Source organism: Rummeliibacillus sp. BSL5, from assembly GCF_052928305.1.
Window position 1 is genome coordinate 734,843 of record NZ_JAVGCV010000001.1, and the last position, 19,245, is coordinate 754,087.

Here is a 19,245-nt window from a genome sequence, read left to right on the forward strand (position 1 = left end):
AAAACAAGTGCACAAAATTATTGTGCACTTGTTTGAACCATATTATTTAGATAATTTGTTACGTAAAACCATTTGTAGGATACCGCCGTTACGGTAGTAATCTACTTCTACTTCTGAGTCAAAACGAGCAAGCGCTTTGAATGTTTTAGTATCGCCATCTGGAGATGTAGCAGTCACAGTTAGGATATCACGAGGTTTAACTTCATCTGTAATATTAACTGAGAATGTTTCTTCACCAGTCAATCCTAGTGATTCTGAGCTTTCACCATCAACGAATTGTAGTGGTAGAACACCCATCATTACTAAGTTTGAACGGTGGATACGTTCGTATGATTCTGCGATAACTGTTTTAACGCCAAGAAGGTTAGTACCTTTAGCTGCCCAGTCACGTGAAGAACCCATACCGTAGTCTTTACCAGTAAGTACAACTAAGCCTACACGGTTTTTAGCATATTTCATTGCTGCATCGTAGATATACTCTACATCACCTGTTGGCCAGTAAGTAGTGAAGCCGCCTTCTGTACCAGGTGCGATTTGGTTGCGGATACGGATGTTTGCGAAAGTACCGCGCATCATTACTTCATGGTTACCTCGACGGCTACCATAAGAGTTGAAGTTTCGTGGTTCTACGCCATGTTCACGCAAGTATTTTCCGGCAGGTGTATCTTTACCAATTGCACCAGCAGGAGAAATATGGTCAGTTGTAATAGAGTCACCAAATTTCGCTAACACACGCATACCCATAAGCTGTTGAATTGCTTCTGGTTTTGCAGATAGGTTTTGGAAGAATGGCGGATTTTGAATGTAAGTTGAATTCTCATCAAACTCGTAAAGTGAATCTGTAGAAGTTTCAATTGCATTCCATTTTTCATTTGCATTGAATACAGTTTCATATTCTTTTTGGAACAATTCACGTGTAACAACTTTTGAAAGAACGGCATTTACTTCATCAGATGATGGCCAGATGTCATCAAAGAATACATCATTTCCATCTTTGTCTTTACCGAATGAATCTTTACGTAGGTCTACATCTACAGTACCAGCAAGCGCATAAGCTACTACTAATGGTGGTGAAGCCAAGTAGTTAGCTTTCACTAAAGGATGTACACGGCCTTCAAAGTTACGGTTACCTGAAAGTACAGAAGTCACGAATAAATCTTTAGACATGATTGCTTCTTCAATTTCTGGTAATAGTGGACCTGAGTTACCGATACATGTTGTACAACCGTAACCAACTGTATTGAAACCTAGTGTATTTAGGTAATCTTGTAAACCAGAATCTTCTAAGTAGCCAGTAACAACTTTTGATCCTGGAGCAAGTGATGTTTTAACCCATTTAGGAACAGTTAAACCTTTTTCTACTGCTTTTTTCGCAACAAGACCTGCAGCGATTAGAACGTAAGGGTTAGATGTGTTCGTACAAGAAGTAATTGCAGCAATTGCTACAGCACCTGCTGGAATTTCAACATCACCCTCTGCAAATTTAGCAGTTGAAGTTTTTGTGAATTCATCTGGAGTTAAGCCAAAACCTTGAACGCCAGCTGGAGCCACTACTACTTCGTGGTAGCGTGTTTTCATATCTGAAAGCGGAATTAAATCTTGTGGACGTTTAGGACCTGAAAGATTAGTTTCGATTTCATCTAAGTTAATTTCTAATACATCTGTGTAAGTAGGTTCTAATTCTGGGTCAAAGAACATGTTGTTTGCTTTTAAGTAAGCTTCTACAATATTGATATGTTCTTCGTCTCGGCCTGTAAGGCGCATGTAGCTTAATGATTCATCATCGATTGCGAAATAACCACATGTAGCACCATATTCAGGTGCCATGTTAGAAATTGTTGCACGATCCGCTAAAGGTAATGCAGAAACGCCTGGTCCGAAGAACTCAACGAATTTGCCGACTACACCTTTTTTACGCAATTCTTGAGTTACTTTAAGTGCTAAGTCAGTAGCTGTTGAACCGCTTGGCAATTTGCCAGTTAATTTCACACCAATTACTTCAGGAATTGGGAAGTATGATGGTTGGCCTAACATACCAGCTTCTGCTTCAATACCGCCAACACCCCATCCAAGAACACCAATACCATTGATCATTGTTGTATGAGAGTCAGTACCCACAACAGAGTCTGGGAATGTTTCGTAAGTGCCATCAGCATTTTCATTCACGTGAACTACTGGAGCCAAATACTCTAAGTTTACTTGGTGAACGATACCTGTTGCTGGTGGAACAGCACGGAAATTATCGTAAGCTGTTTGAGCCCATTTCAAGAAATTGTAACGCTCAGCATTACGTTCGAATTCAAGATCCATATTCGCTTTAAGAGCTGCTTCGTTACCGTATTTGTCAACTTGAACAGAGTGGTCGATAACAAGGTCAACAGGAATTGCTGGATTGATCTCGTTTGGATCTCCGCCCATTTTTTTCATTGCATCGCGTAATGATGCAAGGTCAACTACTACTGGTACACCAGTGAAGTCTTGAAGAACAACGCGAGAAGGTTTGAAAGGCACTTCAGCATTTTCGTCTGCATCTTTGCCCCATTTCGCTAAGTTTTCTACATGGTCTTCTTTAATTACATAGCCATCATATTGACGTAATACAGATTCTAATAAAACTTTGATTGAATAAGGAAGGCGTGATACTTGTGCAATACCAGCTTCTTCGATTGCAGCTAAACGATAATAGTTGTAAGATTTACCGTTAACTTCGAATGAAGAACGACTGTTGTGCAAGTTATTGTTTGCCATGTTCGGTTCCCCCTTTAATTATCTACTGAAAAGGGCTTCATATAAGCTTCTTTTCTCCAATACCAATAATAATAGAAAACAACACATAAGTAAATAACATTAATTTTATAGATTGATATAAATTTTTCTTATCACTTCTCAATTTTCATAAAAAAGCATGCTTCCTCATTATGTCACTACCCTGTTACAAGGATGAATACACCTATTTTTTAGAAAAATATATATAGAAGATAGGGCTTATATGGGAATATAGAAATAAAGAAGTAATATAAAACAAATAACCGCAGTTTTATTTATATGCGTTAATTTAACTCATACAAAAATTAAAGAGTTTGCACAAGAGGTTTTACTAATAAAAAAACGAACTAAGTATGACATTTAATCTCATACTAGTTCGATTTCTGATTATTATTTTGCTTGATTCCTATTCATTAAGAAAAATTATCACGAAAATTTAGTTTTGTGTTCCATTCCAGATGGCGCTTTCCGCGGGCTTGGCTTCAATCTCGCTTTCCTGCAGTGCTTTCGGTTTAAGCTTTTACCGCAGCAGTCATTTTATTCAAAACTCTTAAGGAAAATATTATCGATCAAATGTAACTCCCTCTGTAACACCATCTAGCATGATTTTCGTATCTCTAGGCTTTGTTTCAGCTATTATTTCACCATTCCTAATTGAATATAGAACGGAAGCTTGTTTGCGGATTGCATCGTATTCACTAGCTGCTTCTAATACAATCAAGTTTGCTGGCTTCCCTTCTTCTATTCCATATTGTTCTTCTATATCAAGCGTTTTTGCACTGTTGTTTGTGATTAAATCAATTGAATTCACAATTTGGTCATAGCCCATTAGTTGAGTAACATGCAAGCCCATATGTAACACTTGTAGCATATTGCCTGTACCTAGCGGATACCACGGATCAAATATATCATCATGGCCAAAGCATACGTTGATCCCCTCTTCTTGCAGTTCTTTCACACGAGTAATGCCTCTTCGTTTCGGATAAGTATCAAAGCGTCCTTGAAGGTGTATATTTACCAGTGGGTTTGCAACAAAATTGATATCTGCAAGCTTTAATAATCTAAATAACTTTGATGTATAGGCTCCGTTATAGGAATGCATAGCTGTCGTATGGCTTGCAGTTACTCGGCTGCCCATTCCGAGGCGGTATGCTTCTGCCGCAACTACTTCCACAAAACGAGATTGTTCATCATCTATTTCGTCACAATGTATATCAACAAGGCGATCATATTTTTCAGCTAACTGAAAGGCAGCTTTTAATGAATCCACACCATATTCACGTGTAAATTCATAGTGTGGAATACCGCCAACCACATCAGCACCCATTTTTAATGATTCTTCCAACAATTCATAGCCATTTGGGTAAGAAAGAATCCCTTCTTGTGGGAAGGCTACCAGCTGTAAGTCAATAAACTTCGCCATCTCTTCTTTTACTTCTAGCATAGCCTTTAGTGCTGTCAGATCTGGATCTGTGACATCAACATGTGTGCGGACATGCTGAATCCCCTGCGCTATTTGCCATTTCAATGCTGTTTTTGCTCTTGTTTTTACATCTTGGGCTGTTAAAGATTCTTTTCTCTCCGACCATCTTTGAATCCCTTCAAACAATGTACCGCTTACGTTCCAGTTTGGTTCGCCTGCTGTCAATGTGGTATCCAAATGAATGTGTGGCTCAATAAATGGAGGAATCACTAGGCACCCTTGCACATCTATAATTTGTTGGTCGTTGTTTTCAATTTTTTGAGCTATTTTTACTATCTTCTTATTTTGTATATGGATTTGCCATAATCCTTCTCTTTTTCTAAGCTTCGCATTTTTAATGATCATGCTTCTTTCACCTCATTGATTGTCATTGGTTTTACACTTGCAGTAGATTCCGCTTCCTTATTTAATAGAAGGGATAACACTAAATAGATTAGAGCTGCGCTGATAAGTCCGTTCAATGGTGGTATGCCTGGTATGAATTTCGCTGCTACAAAACCGATTCCCCACGCTATAATTGCATTCCAGTTAAACGCTTTAAATTTCATTGTTTCAAACTCTTTATACATGCCTCGGTGTACGATAAAGAAATCTGCAATAATAATCGCACCAATTGGCGGCAGTGCAGCTCCAAGCATAGTGAGGAATCCAACAAAATTGTTGTATAGCCACATAGCTAGAAATGTCCCAACAATGCCGTTAACAATAACTACCTTACTTTTCTTTATTTTTGTAATGTTAGATATCCCTAAACCTGATGCATAAATGGCATTGTCATTCGTTGTCCAAATATTTAAGCCTAGCACGATAATTGCTGGGATGATTAGCCCTTGTAAAAACATCACTTCTGAAATATCTGATTGCCCTGTTGCAATCGCTCCAATCGCCCCAAACAAGAACATTAACGTATTCCCAACAAAGAAAGCTAGTACTGTAGTGATCACACTTGTCTTTTTCGTATTTGAGAATCTTGTAAAGTCTGGCGTTAAGGTACCACCACTGATGAACGATCCTACACAAATTGTTAGAGCAGCTGCAAAACTCATTGTTTCTTTTGGCTGATGCTGCATGAGAGCGTCAAATCCGCCAAGCATGTCCACTGCATCCCATGCTGAGTAGCTTCCTAATATAACAATCAAAGGTACCGCAATAAAACTTAAGATCGTGAGTGCTTTCATGCCGAAAAAAGCAGTTGCCGTCATGAGTAACCCCATTATAATGATTAAAAGATACGTATCTATGCCAGTTGCTTTATGAACAGGTACAGCGAACATCGCAACCCCTACTCCAAACCAGCCAATTTGGGTTAAGCTTAGGATAAAGGAAGACAGATAAGAACCCTTTAATCCAAATGCGTAACGTGTCAATAAATGTGTAGATAAACCTGTTTTCGCAGCTATATAAGCGAGAGTACCTGTGTATGCACCTAGTAATAGATTACCTAAAAGAACAATGACAATAAATTGTTTCATTGATAAGCCTAAGCCAAGTGTTCCTCCAGAGAGCATACTGGCTGAGAAGAAAGTAAAGCCAAGCATTACTACCAACATTCTAAAGAAACCGTTTCGGTGTGACGCGGGCACCGCCTGCAATGAAAAGTCTGCGTCTACTTTTTTGTTTTCCATACAAAACATTCCTCCTGTTTTAGAACAATCTAAAACTGGTACCGAGAATAGGATCTCCGGTATCGTACCTGCAGGGAAAACAAAAGAGGCTTCTTGCCATAATTCTGACAAGAAGCCTCTTTTTCAGCATAGAAAAAGGGCATAATCTAACACCATCTTTTTCTAAGCAATTCCGCTGTCCTTGTCAGCCTCTCTGGACTGATTTAAAGGTACCAGTATTAAGTTAAATCTATTATCACAAATAACAAAGCTATAGTCAATAGATTTTTTATTTAAAGCGAAAGTGATTTTATTTTTAAAACTCTAAACTATATGGTAATGTCGTTAGATTCATTAGCGTCCTTCCGTTTCTCTAGAATCAAAAGTGCACCGATGACACCAATTAATGAGAAAATCACCGGTATAATAAAGCCGTATTGATAACCAGTACTTACAGACGACGAATGAAAATGATCTAAAACACTACCAAAAATGCTTGGCAATAATACAGCGCTTAAAAAACCACCCGTATTTGCAAAGCCTGATACTACGCCCACTTCTTTTATATCGAAAGAATTTCTTACCACGGCGAATGTCAATGCACTCGCTCCATTACCATATCCAATAATAAAGAAAAGTACATAAAGCATGCCCATGGGAGGTTTACCCCCTAAAAACAAGAAAGCGGTCCAGCATGCAAAGACAAACAATTGAACAATTATATAAGGTCTTTTTATTGTACCTATACGGCTGGTTATCCAGCTTGTTAGCGGAGCGCCGATTATTGCTCCAAATAACCCAATCATGACTAGCTGGCTCGCATCCTGACGACTCATACCATATAGATGCATTCCAAATGGAACTGCCCACGAACCAATGAAACCGACATAGGTACCGACCAACCCAAAATGGCATAAGAAGGTTGCCCAAGCTTGGCGCTCGGTAAAAATTCTGCGCAATAAAATCAAAGTCTTTTCTCGCTGTGGCTTTTCTTTTTTAATTGACTGTGTGGTGTCTCGAGAAATACTCTTCTCCATCTTTTTAGGATGTTTAACTAGCACTAAATAGAGAAGAATCCCACATAGGCATAGCAATATGCCAACTGTTAAGAATGGAGTTCTCCATCCTGTAGCAGTAATCCATGATGAAAATGGAACAGTTGCAAATAAAAATCCAAGACTCCCGCTCATACCTGCTAGCCCTAGCAAACCCACAAATTCTTTCAACTTGAACCATTGACTTAATATGAGTACTAGATTAATCCAGATAGTAGCGTCACCTATTCCTACTAATAACCTCGCAAAGAAAAGGAAAAACTCATTAGAAGATAGACTATACATTAGGGTGCCTAGCCCATTTACAATAGCTCCACCAACCAAAAAATAGTTTGGGCCAAATCGATCAGAAAGAATTCCTACCGGTATTTGCAGACCGGCATAGGCCATAAACTGTATGCTTGTCAAAAGGCCTATTGTTGAGGCAGGTATACTAAATTCACCCATCAATTGATCTGTTATTAAGCCTGGGGCAGTTCGCTGGCTTGCTATTAAAAGATATGTAACTAAAACGGTTGTGAAAACAACCCATCGGAACTTGCTATCCTGCTTTTTCAAAAGCAACCACTCCTGGCTTTATAGATTTACTTTTTTCATTTTACTATACATTCTATGCAAAACTGTAATACCATTTTTTATCTTTATATCGCTACTGATAAATAAAAACAGACGGAGAAATATGAACTCTTCTCCGCCTGCTTTCACTTTAAATTTTTATAATGTTACACGAGTACCTGTTTTACCTTCAAGAGCTTCTTGAAGTTTGTCGATAGAAGTGATTACGACATTTTTGCCGCCTTTTTTCAAGAACAAAATAGCAGCTTCAATTTTTGGACCCATGCTTCCTTTAGGGAAGTGACCTTCGTCCATGTAACGCAATGCTTCATCAATAGTCATTTCTAAAAGGTTTTGTTGTTGTGGTGTACCGAAGTGAATCGCTACTTGTTCAACACCAGTCAAGATGAATAGGTAATCAGCATTGATGTCAGCTGCAAGCAAAGCACTTGCAAAGTCTTTATCAATAACTGCTTCTACACCTTTAAGCATACCATTTTCTTCAATTACAGGAATACCACCGCCACCAGCAGTAACTACTGTGATATCTTTTTCTAATAATGCTTCAATTGCTTCTTTTTCTACAATGCGAGTTGGTTTTGGAGAAGCAACTACGCGTCTGTAGCCTCTGCCGCTGTCTTCAACGAAGCTAACATTTTCTTCTGCAGAAATTCTATCAGCTTCTTCTTTAGTAAAGAAAGGACCAATTGGCTTAGTTGGATTTTCAAAAGCTGGATCGTCTTGAGAAACAACTGATTGAGTGATAACAGTTGCAACAGTTTTATTAATGTTTTTCTCTGTCATTTTGTTTTTAAATGCTTGTTGGATTAAGTAACCTAAGTTACCTTCAGTTTCGGCATCTAAAACATCAAGTGGATAGTTAGGAATAACAGATTCTGCCATTTGAGATTTGATTAATGAATTCCCAACTTGTGGGCCGTTACCATGTGTGATAACTACTGTGTTACCTTGTTCAACTAATTTAAGAACTGGTTCACAGCTTTCATTGATATTTTGTTGTTGTTCTTCAATTGTACCTTTTTGGCCTTCTTTAATAATCGCGTTACCGCCGATTGCTAAAACAATTTTGTTCATTAATTTCTCTCCTTAAAGTAAAAATAATAATATTCTTGTCAGAAAGAAGGAGAGGACGATGCCTCTCCTTCATCATTTGATCAGACTATTGTGGGTCGATAAGACCTAATTTAACTGCATAAGCATCGATTGCTTTTTCGAAGCAAGCTAATGGTGCACGAACAGTACCTGCGCCGATTTGGCCAACTCCAGCTTCTTTGTGTGCAATACCAGTGTTGATGACTGGTTCAATTCCTAATTCAACAACTTTTCTTGCATCGATTCCTAGGCAAGAACCTTGGAAATCCCAAGTTGGAATAGAGAAGTTAGGGTTTTGGTCAATACAAATTTCAAGCATTTCATTACTTGTTTTTAGTGCATCTTCAAATCCGCCTGCACCTACAAAACGTGTAACACCAGGAGCAGCGATCATAGCAAAACCGCCGACACCGAATGTTTCAGTGATTGCACTATCACCCATATCTGAGCATGCCATGTCTTGTGAATAGCCAGTAAAGAACAAACCTTGTGGTGTGTTTACAGGAGCAGTAAACCATTGGTCGCCCATACCTGCGATGCGGATACCAAATTCGTAACCATTACGGCACATAGCTGTTACAACAGTACCATGTTCGATAGTTCTAGCAGTATCCATAATTGATTTACCTGTTGCCATTGCAATATTTAGGAAGAATTGATCTGTATCTGCTAAGAATTTAATTACAGCTTGTTTTTCTTCTTCGCTTGCATCTGTTTTTAAAATATAAGGAGCGATTTCTTTTAAGAAAATAAGTGAACCAGCGATATTACGTTGGTGGAATTCATCACCCATTGTGATAGCTTTAGCGATCATTACGTTGATGTTCATGCCATCTTCAGTTTCTTTAAGAGCTTTAGAAAGAACTGGTCCAAGAACATCTCTCATCCAAGCTAGACGATTTGTTACTTCTTCAGAGTAAGCACCGAAACGAAGAACTTTACCGATACCTTCGTTCATTGTGCAATAAGCACGGTTTCCACCGTCACGGTTTTCTACAACTAGAACAGGCATGCTTCCAGAAGTGATACCGCCCATTGGTCCAACAGCATTTACGTGGTGGCAAGGAATGAATTCTACTTCACCGTTTTCTAACATTTTGAAAGCTTCATCTGCATTAGATGCCCAGCCTTCGAATAATGCAGCACCTACGCAAGAACCTTGCATTGGGCTTGGCATGTTTTCCCATTTAGTCGGAGGGCCTGCATGAAGCAAGACCTTTCCGTTTAATTCTTCAATAACTGATTTTGCTGGAACCACATCTAATAAGAATGGTGCACCTGCAACAATTTTATCTAACACGGCGCGGTTAGCTTCATCGATTGTATTATATTGTCCGTACATACTATTTTTCCTCCAATTTCAAGAACTGTACTTCCATTTTTTGATTCTCTTGCTTAAGCAGATTAACGAAGAACACTTAATACTTTGCGCATTCTTTCATTTCCGCCAGCAACTGGACGCCAGTCGAACTGAACAACTCTACCATTATTAGCAGTAATTGCTTCTGTGAATTTTTTCAAACCAACATTGACTACGCTTGGTTTTTCTTTCAATAATTTTTCAATTGCTTCTGAAACAGTGAAGTCTTTTGAAGCTGTTTCTTTACCAGCAACCACTTCTTTATCTTTTTCTTCAATTTGAATATCAAGCATGCCAAGTGCAGTGCGAACAGCTTGGTTGTTACTGTCTCTTAGAATAACGCCAGCACTTTCAAGTTTTGCTTTTTGATCTGCAATATCTTGAGGGTCTTGGTTAGTACCGCAAACAGTTGCAACAAAGTAAATTTCTTTGCCTTTTGCTTTTGCTTCTTGTTGAATTTTTTGGATACCAGGAACCAAAGCGCTTGCCATATCTTCATGAGAACCATAACCAAGTACAACGTCGAATAAGATAATTGCAGTTGAGTCATCTTCTGCAGCTTTTTTGAAGAATTGAATTCTTGTATCTGGATCAATCATTGGGTGTGGTTTACCTTGTGTATAAATATCATCACCAAGGTCAGCTACTTCAAATCCATCTGCACTTAATAGGTACCCTTCATCATGATGACCACTTTGAGCCAATCCAAGGCCTCTGCTGATAAGAGTAGCAGCTTCATAACCTAATGTACCGCCAGAGTATAAACCTTTAATTGTTTTTTGGTCTGCATTTAGGTTCACAGATGGAACTTCAATAGCTGCACCATAGTAATTAGGTTTAACTGTATTACCACTTGCAAGATCTACTGCGATAGCTGCAGTTTCTTCAAGTGTATTTGCATAATAGATGTTACCTTCATGGTTGTGTGGTTCTTCACCTAAGAAGATAGCAACTACTGGTTTTGAAACGCTTTGTAGCAATTCAACAACTTCATCACGCACTTCTTTTGCTGGTGGCTTAGAAATCATTGTGATGACTTCTGTATCTTTGTGGTTAGCCAATGCTCTGATTGCATCCAACATTGTAATTGCACCAATCTTATCTGAAAGGTCACGTCCACCTGTACCGATAGCAGAAGAAACGCCTCCGCCCAAACGATCGACTTGTACAGATACTTCTTGGATACCAGTACCAGAAGCACCAACGATACCGATGTTGCCTGGTTTTACAACGTTAGCAAATGCAACTGGAACACCTGAAACAATAGATGTACCGCAGTCAGGACCCATAACAAGCAATCCTTTATCATGTGCTTTTTCTTTTAGGCGACGTTCGTCTTCAACAGTTACGTTGTCACTGAAAATTAAAACGTGCAAACCGTTATCAAGTGCTTTGTCAGCTTCTTCAGCAGCGTATTGACCTGGTGTAGAAATAAGAGCCATGTTTGCATTTGGCAAAGCTTTCATTGCTTTATCCCAAGTTTTTACTGTTTGGAATTCTTCTTTGCTGTTGTTGATAGATTGGTTATTTAAATAAGTGTCAATCTCTTCAAGAATTTCTTCGATTTTTTCGTCTGCATCTGTATCGACAACGATACACATATCGTTTGCAGCTGCTCTTTCAAGATCTTCAGAGTATAGACCTGATGATTTGAAAATGTCTTTATTCGCAGGAGTCCCCATCATTACTTGGACTTTATTAACGCCTTCCATTGTAGAAAGTTTGTTTGTGAGAAGCATTAAGTTTACTGAATCCTGGTAGGAGTTCTGTTTAATAATTGTATGAAGCATGTTGTTATGCACCTCTTTATAAAATTTGCTTTTGTAATAAGGGTGGCAAATAATTGCCCCTTATTCATCCTTTATTCCGCGAAAGGATTTTTATGATCATATGCATTATTGTGAATGACATCTGAAGTTAAGTACTCATAAATATCGTCAACAATTTCAATGCCATTTTCTTCGTATTTCTTAACTCTTTCAGCACTTCTTTGTCCTGGATAATAAACTTTGTCATAACCAGGTGCAGGTTTTATGTTATTCAAATCCTGCATAGTAGTAGAAATGCCTTCTTGGAATGCACTTAAAGTTGTGAAGAAATCTGGATTAATGACAATATGCAATTGGCCAAGATTACGATACTCAGTCAAATCGTGGTACATAGAAGACACCTTGCCGCCAAATGGAAGGCCCAGCAAGATACCTGAAAGCACATCCACCATCATCATAAGACCATAGCCTTTAGGACCTGCAATAGGCAATAATGCATTAACTTTAAATGGATCAGTTGTAGGTTCACCATTGCTGTCTACTGCCCAAGTTTCAGGTATTGGTTCATTTTTTGAACGTGCATGTAAAACTTTTCCCCAAGCTTGAACGGTAGTAGCCATATCAAATGTGATTTGGTCTCCATCTTTACCAGGAGCAGCAAAGGCAATAGGATTGGTACCATAGTAAGGTTCCGCTCCGCCAAATGGCACAACCATAGGATCAGATTGACAAACAGAAATTCCAATTAAATTTTCATGTGCTGCTTGCCCCACAAAGTAAGAAAGTGCCCCACTGTGGCTTATTTTCTTAACACCAACAACAGCAATGCCGTTTTCTTTCGCCATTTTGATAGCTTCATCCATAGCTAGCTTAGCAGCTACATGACCTACCCCATTGTCGCCGTCAAAAACAGCAGTACAAGGACCTGTTTTTTCGAACTTGAAGTTAGGTTCATTATTAATTCCGCCTTTAGCGATTCTTTCGGCATAATACTCAACTCGCATAGCTCCATGTGAATGAACGCCTCTAGCATCAGCATGAACAAGAACGTCCGCAACCCCATTGGCATGCTCTTCTGTGAGTCCAGCTTTATGAAGTTTTGTTGAGATTAAGTCTTTTAATTTTTCCTTTGTTACTTTCATTGTGCTCCACCCCTATGATCCCCATTTGATTTTATTCTGCAAAAGGATTTTTATGGTCGTATTGATTGTTATGAATAACATCCGATTTTAAATAATCATAAATATCATCTACAATTTCAATACCATTTTCCTTATAATCTGCAATCACTACATCATTGTTTTGTCCAGGATACAATACTTTGTCGAAACCTGGAGCAGGCTTAATGCCATTCAAGTCGTCCATAGATTGTGCAATATCTTTTTGGAAGCCTGTGATTCCCATAAAGAATTCTGGATTAATAACAATGTGAAGTTGACCTAATTTACGGTATTCTGAAAGGTTTTCATACATAGAAGACACTTTATTACCGAATGGAAGGCCTAGTAATACACCAGATAGTACATCCACCATCATTGCTAAACCATAGCCTTTAGGACCTGAGATTGGCAATAATGCGTTTACTTTGTAAGGATCTGTTGTAGGTTCACCGTTTCCATCTACAGCCCATGTATCTGGAATTGTTTGATTTTTAGAACGAGCATGTAGAATTTTACCCCAAGCTTGAACAGTAGTAGCCATATCTAATGTCATTTTACGATCGTCTGTGCTTGGTGCAGCAAAAGCAATCGGGTTTGTGCCATAATAAGGCTCTGCTCCGCCGAATGGAACTACCATTGGGTCGGATTGACAAACAGAGAATCCAATTAGGTTTGATTCTGCCGCTTGATTTGTGAAGTATGAAATAGCTCCACTGTGTGAAATGTCACGTACGCCTACAATAGCGACGCCACTTTCTTTAGCCATTTTAATGGCTTCATCCATAGCAAGTTTAGCTGCTGTGTGGCCATTACCGCCATCACCATGGAAAACACCTGTTGCAGGACCTGTTTTTTCAAATTTGAAATCAGGATTTGTGTTCATGCCGCCTTTAGCAATTCTTTCAGCGTAGTACTCTACACGCATTGCGCCATGAGAGTGAATTCCTCTTTCATCCGCAAATACAAGAACGTCAGCTGCTGTTGAGGCATGTTCTTCATTTAACCCTGCTTTATGAAGCTTATTTTTGATTAAACTTTTTAAATCTTCTTTGCTAACTCTCATCGTAGCACCTCTTTGCTTTCGATATTATCTCTCATTAACGGGCTTTTAACCCACCTCAAGCTATTAGGCTCAGGTGGAGTTCCGTACAGCCCGATTGCTATATTAACCCTCAGCAAAAATTAAAATGCGCTGAGCATAAGGCAAAATGATATTATAGTGATGCGTCACGGTTGCAGTCTTTAGAGTATACATAAGTTAATGGTTCTCTACCCACTGCATAGCCAGCTTGTTGTACATAAGGACCCATGAAAATGTAGTCGTCTTTTTTAACTGGAATCCATTCGTTGTCTAGGTTATACATACCTTCACCAGACAACAGGTAAGCGCCATGTTCTTGAACATGAGTTTCGATGAATGGGTGGCTTGCTGCAGGATCGAATGATAAGATATGGAAGTTCATATCGAAATCAATATCCATTGGTAGCAAGTCTTTGATATGAACATTTGTCATATCATCGTAGTCTCTGTAGTCGATATCGTTTGAATGGCCAGATACAACCCATGGTTTACGACCTTCAAGTGGTCTATATTTTTGTTTATAAAGGAACAAGCGAGAATCGCCAGCTTCTACATTTTCTAAATACATTGCAACGCCTGGAGGGCAATATACATAGCCGCTTTCTTTTAGTGTGTACTCTTCATTGCCAGCTTTAACTTTCACTTGGCCGCTTAGTACATAAACAAAGCTTTCTACATCGTCTTGGCCGCAGAAGCCTTCGCTGTTTTTGCCGCCTTCATGCATTGTTACGATGTAATCAACGAAGCTTGCGCCTAATTTTGGTGAACCTAAGATTGACATAGAGCAGTTTTCAAAACCAGGTACCACATTATTTACTAAACCTTCTGGAGCGATTAATGCATATAAACCATGTTTAATAATTGATCTGCTTGAAAGTAAGTCTTTAGGATAACCCATTTAAATACATCCCCTAATCTATTTTTTATATTATTTTTGAAGATTATTTATAGCCTAATTCATACAATGCACCAATAAGAGCTTTTACGCCTTCAGCTAAATCAGCAGGCTCGGTAAATTCCGCAGGGTTGTGGCTGATTCCTTTTAGGCTCGGTACAAACAACATAGCTGTTGGTACAAACGGTGCAAAGATTTGTGAATCATGGCCTGCACCACTGTGCATTACTTTATAGTTCAATCCATTTTCTTCACATTGTTTCTCAATAAGTTCAACCACGTTTTTATCCATTGGAACAGGATCTGCGTCCATCCACATATCAATATCTGTTTCCACACCATGCTCTTTTGAAATCTCGTTCATTCGAGCAGTCATGCTTTCTGTAAAGGATACAATTGCATCTTTATCAGTATGGCGTACATCAATTGTGAATAGAGCTTTCCCTGGTACTACATTGACAATGTTTGGCGTTACTTCCACTTTGCCGACTGTAGTTACAAGAGGATCTCCAACTTCTTTTGCCATATTAATGATTTCATAAATCATATGGCTTGCAGCATACATAGCGTCTTTTCTGTAGCCCATTGGTGTTGTACCTGCATGGTTTGCTTCACCAGAAATTTCGATTGTATATCTTCTTTGACCGACAATACTATTGACAACTGCCACTGATTTCTTTTCGGTCTCAAGAACGCTACCTTGTTCTACATGCACTTCTACAAATGCTTTTAGATCTTCACGAGGTCCTTTGCTTTCATCTCTGAAGCCAAAACCTGCATTTTTCATTGCATCTACAAAAGGAACGCCTTCGAAATCGCTAATTGATTCAACTTCTTCACGTTTAGCGCTTCCAACAATGTTTTTAGAACCCCAGAAAGCATAAGGGAAACGACTTCCCTCTTCTTCAGCCATTGAAACAATCTCAATGTTTCGAAGTGGCTCTCCGTAAGTTTCTTTTAAATATTTAATCGCAATAATACCAGCGATAACCCCGTATGCTCCATCGTATTTACCGCCGTTAACAACGGAATCAACATGAGAACCGGTTAAAATTGTTTCTGATTCATCTTTACCTTTTAATGTACCGAATAGGTTGCCGACTTCATCAAAGCGAGCAGAAAGACCAAAGCTTTCCATCCACTCTTTTAAAGCGTGTTGTGCTTCGACCCATTCTTTTGAGTAAAGCAGACGGGATACACCGCCTTTAGCATCCTTACCAAAACTGCCTAGCCATTCTAGCTTTCCAGCTGTTTCTTCAGGTAATGCAGAAAAATCCATTGCATCTATTGCCAAATCACTCATCTTCCTTTCTATCTTTATAGGGAAATCACCAGTACATATTCTCCAAAAATGGGGTTGAACTGTACTATGTAATTTGCGCATAGCCTGTAAAAAGCTGTGTTTATAAAATGCCGCATTTAATTTTGGACATTCGTACTTGTTTATTTTTACCCTATATCGTGATAAAAATTCCACTTCCTATTGTAAGTTTTTTTATCCAAATAGTCTTTATGATACTTGGATAAATATTATTTATCTTTTTATCCTCATAAGACAAAAACCCTACCAACATCCTTGTTGGTAGGGTTTTTAAACACAATGTGATTACTTTTCTCTTTCGCGTTTCAAAAAGTTGATGATTTTTAGACCAACTTGTACAGACAGAGTTTCCTCTGAATCATCAAAATTAATGCCAGTTATTTCTTTTATTCGATCCAACCGATACATTACAGATTTATAATGGATAAAAAGAACTTTTGCCGTCTTAGATGCATTTTGTTGGCATTCCAAGAATGTTTGCAATGTAATCAGCAAATCTGTGCGATTCGATTGGGGATATTCAAGCAAGCGCTGTAATGATTGTGGGATAAATTGAGTTAACACTTGTGGATCATCAAATTGGCTTAAAAGCCTGAAAATCCCTAGCTCTGCAAATGCAGTAATAGATTTTTGACCATTTAGCTTTTCACCAACATCGAGAGCATCTTGCGCTTCTTTGTAGCTTTTTGAAATTTCGATAATACTTTCTGCAACATTTCCTATTCCCACCTGTACTGCTACATCTTGAATTTGTTTCTCGATAATGTGTTGAATATTTGCAGCTGTTTTTTGAACGCCCTTTCGCCATGACTTATCATCATATTCATTTTTCTTTTTAACTTTCCACAGCACAGTTACCATATTGCCTTTGTTAGTAATAATTCCCCCAGGGAGATAATGATTTACCGCATCATATAGCGCTGCATGGCTTCGATCTAGGAGATTACTTTTGTTGCTCTCTTTAGAATACGACGTCTCAGTAAGTGGATGAATTTTAAATAAGACAGCTACAAAAGAACCTTCAAAATCCCAGCTGATGACATTTGCTTTTTCGTATATGGATTGCATTGAACGGATTTTACCGCTAATTAACTCATCAACCAAATCGTTTTTAAATTTCTTCTCAACTTCGGAGACCGCAAATTGTTTAACCAATTCAAGCGATAATGCATTAGCAGAGTTTTCAACAGCGATAAAATCAAGTTCTTCTAACGACTTATTGATTTCACCAATTAGCAGATATGTCTTTATATGATTGATGGTTTCAAGCGGAACAACGATTTGGTGACTTTTTTGATTTGGGATCTCTTGATATTTTACGATTTGACGATAATGCGGATATTTAATATTGATCGTTTCCTCATAAAAATGAACCTTTTCCACCAATTCAAACGTTTCAAGGTAAGGTACAGTTGAAACAATGCAATGAAAGTTTCTATCGAAGAGCGCAACAGGATTACCGATCAAATCGGAAAGAGTCGCAATTATACTATCAATACCTTTATCAGCCAGAGAGATTTCAGTAAAACGGTCATGAATTTCTTTATAGTATTGCAATTTCTTCACTTGACGATTAAATAGTTCGCCCATTACAGGATACATTACATCGATAAAAGGAATTTCTTTCGACATCTGTATGACTGGCATGCCTAATTGTTCAGCAGCACCAACCAACGGATTAGAGATATCTGTATCAAGATTCTTAATGACGAGAGCACTAACTTTCTTTCTTGCCAAGCTTTCAATAAACTCAATTTGTTCTTTGTCATTGAACGAGCGAATGGAATAGAGGCTAGTTAATATAACTTCACCGCCTTTAATCCATTCAACGATATCAGGTCCTTCCATAATGGTAATACCTGAAACATCATTATTTAAAAAACGCTCACCACCTAATACGATTGCATTTTGAAGTGGGGCTAAGTTTAATAGGTCGGATACTTTAAATTCCATTTGCCATGGTCCTTTACATTAGTTTATTAATCATTAACCTGCTAAGCTTTTAAGCAGCATAGCCTAGTTTTTGATAATGCACGTTTAGTTAAGAAACGACTGCTACATGAATTTTGCTTTATACATGCAAACATTCATCATATTATTATACAATAATAACACAGCAAATGAAAAACATAGTTCATTTAGCTATAATCAAATGATCGTTATAGCCAGTATATGGTTATACGATTTAAAGAAAGTGTGAGTGAAGTACATGTTAAAAACGACTGTTTCCTTTAAAAAGGAATTTAACTTCGAGTTGAAGGGAGACTTCTATCCAGCTGATGAAGCAAATAAACCAGTAATTGTCTATATACATGGTGGTGGCTTGTTTTGGGGCTCACGCGAAGATTTGAAAGCGGAACAAATTGAGTTTTACCATGAAGCAGGCTACAATATTTTTTCTATCGATTATCGTCTAGCACCTGAAACGAAAATTTCAGAAATTCGTACGGATATCGAAAGTGCTCTCTCATGGCTTGAAAATAAAGGCACTAATGAATTTAAATATGATCCAGAAAGAATAGCTGTTATTGGTGGTTCTGCTGGTGGGTATTTAGCTCTCTTATCTGGATTATTTAATCAAAAGCCTAAAGCAATCGTTTCTTTCTATGGCTATGGCGACATTACAGGCAATTGGGCAACAAAACCTAGCCCACATTATCAAAAAATGACAGCTGTTCCGGCAGAGCTTGCAAAAATGCTTGTTTCAGACCAACCGATATCAGTAGGACCTATAGAGAAACGCTATGCGATCTACATGTATGCTAGACAAAGTGGCAATTGGATTGAACAAATCAGCGGTCTTCACCCTGTAATATTCAAAGATAAACTACTACAGCATTGTCCTGCAGCTTTAGCAAATGCTGAATTTCCACCTACTTTGTTGCTTCATGGCACAGACGATGAAGATGTCCCATATGAACAATCTGTTGTAATGCAAGAAAAACTGCAAGAAGCTGGTGTACAAAGTAAGCTAATCACCATTCCAGGTGGAAAGCATGTTTTTGATGAAAATTGGGGTAATTCTGACGTCCAAAATGCCTTTAAAGAGGTTGTTCAATTCTTAGATCAATACCTATAAGAAA

13 protein-coding genes are annotated in these 19,245 nt (G+C 38.3%); 1 reads left to right on the top strand and 12 read right to left on the bottom strand.

Going from position 1 to position 19,245, the window contains the following annotated elements:
• Window positions 1-42: 42 nt before the first annotated feature.
• The 12 genes from acnA to RCJ93_RS03855 form a co-directional block, all read right to left on the bottom strand.
• The gene (gene acnA / locus RCJ93_RS03800; RefSeq protein ID WP_066787014.1) at window positions 43-2,748 is read right to left on the bottom strand and encodes an aconitate hydratase AcnA; all 2,706 of its coding nucleotides are present in this window, start codon (window positions 2,746-2,748) and stop codon (window positions 43-45) included.
• 580 nt (window positions 2,749-3,328) lie between these two features.
• Window positions 3,329-4,594, bottom strand: coding sequence for a cytosine deaminase (locus RCJ93_RS03805; protein ID WP_251646248.1), 1,266 nt, complete (start codon window positions 4,592-4,594; stop codon window positions 3,329-3,331).
• Complete coding sequence (codB, locus tag RCJ93_RS03810) at window positions 4,591-5,874, bottom strand: cytosine permease (RefSeq protein ID WP_446738442.1); 1,284 nt, start codon at window positions 5,872-5,874, stop codon at window positions 4,591-4,593. Before codB ends, RCJ93_RS03805 begins: the two co-directional genes overlap by 4 nt.
• A gap of 308 nt (window positions 5,875-6,182) precedes the next feature.
• Window positions 6,183-7,466, bottom strand: a complete 1,284-nt coding sequence (locus tag RCJ93_RS03815) for an MFS transporter (protein ID WP_446738443.1) — start codon at window positions 7,464-7,466, stop codon at window positions 6,183-6,185.
• A gap of 156 nt (window positions 7,467-7,622) precedes the next feature.
• A complete protein-coding gene (arcC, locus tag RCJ93_RS03820; RefSeq protein WP_066786998.1) occupies window positions 7,623-8,558 on the bottom strand; it encodes a carbamate kinase in 936 nt (311 codons plus the stop codon).
• A gap of 85 nt (window positions 8,559-8,643) precedes the next feature.
• Window positions 8,644-9,918: a DUF1116 domain-containing protein gene (locus RCJ93_RS03825; protein ID WP_150284315.1), complete on the bottom strand. Its 1,275-nt coding sequence runs from the start codon at window positions 9,916-9,918 to the stop codon at window positions 8,644-8,646.
• 62 nt (window positions 9,919-9,980) lie between these two features.
• Window positions 9,981-11,726, bottom strand: a complete 1,746-nt coding sequence (fdrA, locus tag RCJ93_RS03830) for an acyl-CoA synthetase FdrA (RefSeq protein WP_066786992.1) — start codon at window positions 11,724-11,726, stop codon at window positions 9,981-9,983.
• Window positions 11,727-11,797: 71 nt separating this feature from the next.
• Complete coding sequence (gene allD, locus RCJ93_RS03835; protein ID WP_150284314.1) at window positions 11,798-12,847, bottom strand: ureidoglycolate dehydrogenase; 1,050 nt, start codon at window positions 12,845-12,847, stop codon at window positions 11,798-11,800.
• Window positions 12,848-12,878: 31 nt separating this feature from the next.
• The gene (gene allD, locus RCJ93_RS03840; RefSeq protein WP_150284313.1) at window positions 12,879-13,928 is read right to left on the bottom strand and encodes an ureidoglycolate dehydrogenase; all 1,050 of its coding nucleotides are present in this window, start codon (window positions 13,926-13,928) and stop codon (window positions 12,879-12,881) included.
• Between the two features lie 151 nt (window positions 13,929-14,079).
• Window positions 14,080-14,844: a (S)-ureidoglycine aminohydrolase gene (gene allE / locus RCJ93_RS03845; RefSeq protein WP_066786979.1), complete on the bottom strand. Its 765-nt coding sequence runs from the start codon at window positions 14,842-14,844 to the stop codon at window positions 14,080-14,082.
• A gap of 43 nt (window positions 14,845-14,887) precedes the next feature.
• Complete coding sequence (gene allC, locus RCJ93_RS03850; protein ID WP_150284926.1) at window positions 14,888-16,120, bottom strand: allantoate deiminase; 1,233 nt, start codon at window positions 16,118-16,120, stop codon at window positions 14,888-14,890.
• A 327-nt stretch (window positions 16,121-16,447) separates the two neighbouring features.
• Window positions 16,448-18,115 (bottom strand): PucR family transcriptional regulator, encoded by a 1,668-nt coding sequence (locus RCJ93_RS03855; protein ID WP_066786975.1) that lies wholly within the window; start codon window positions 18,113-18,115, stop codon window positions 16,448-16,450.
• A 256-nt stretch (window positions 18,116-18,371) separates the two neighbouring features.
• Between RCJ93_RS03855 and RCJ93_RS03860 the strand changes: the two genes are divergently transcribed.
• Window positions 18,372-19,241, top strand: coding sequence for an alpha/beta hydrolase (locus RCJ93_RS03860; protein ID WP_251646242.1), 870 nt, complete (start codon window positions 18,372-18,374; stop codon window positions 19,239-19,241).
• Window positions 19,242-19,245 lie beyond the last annotated feature (4 nt).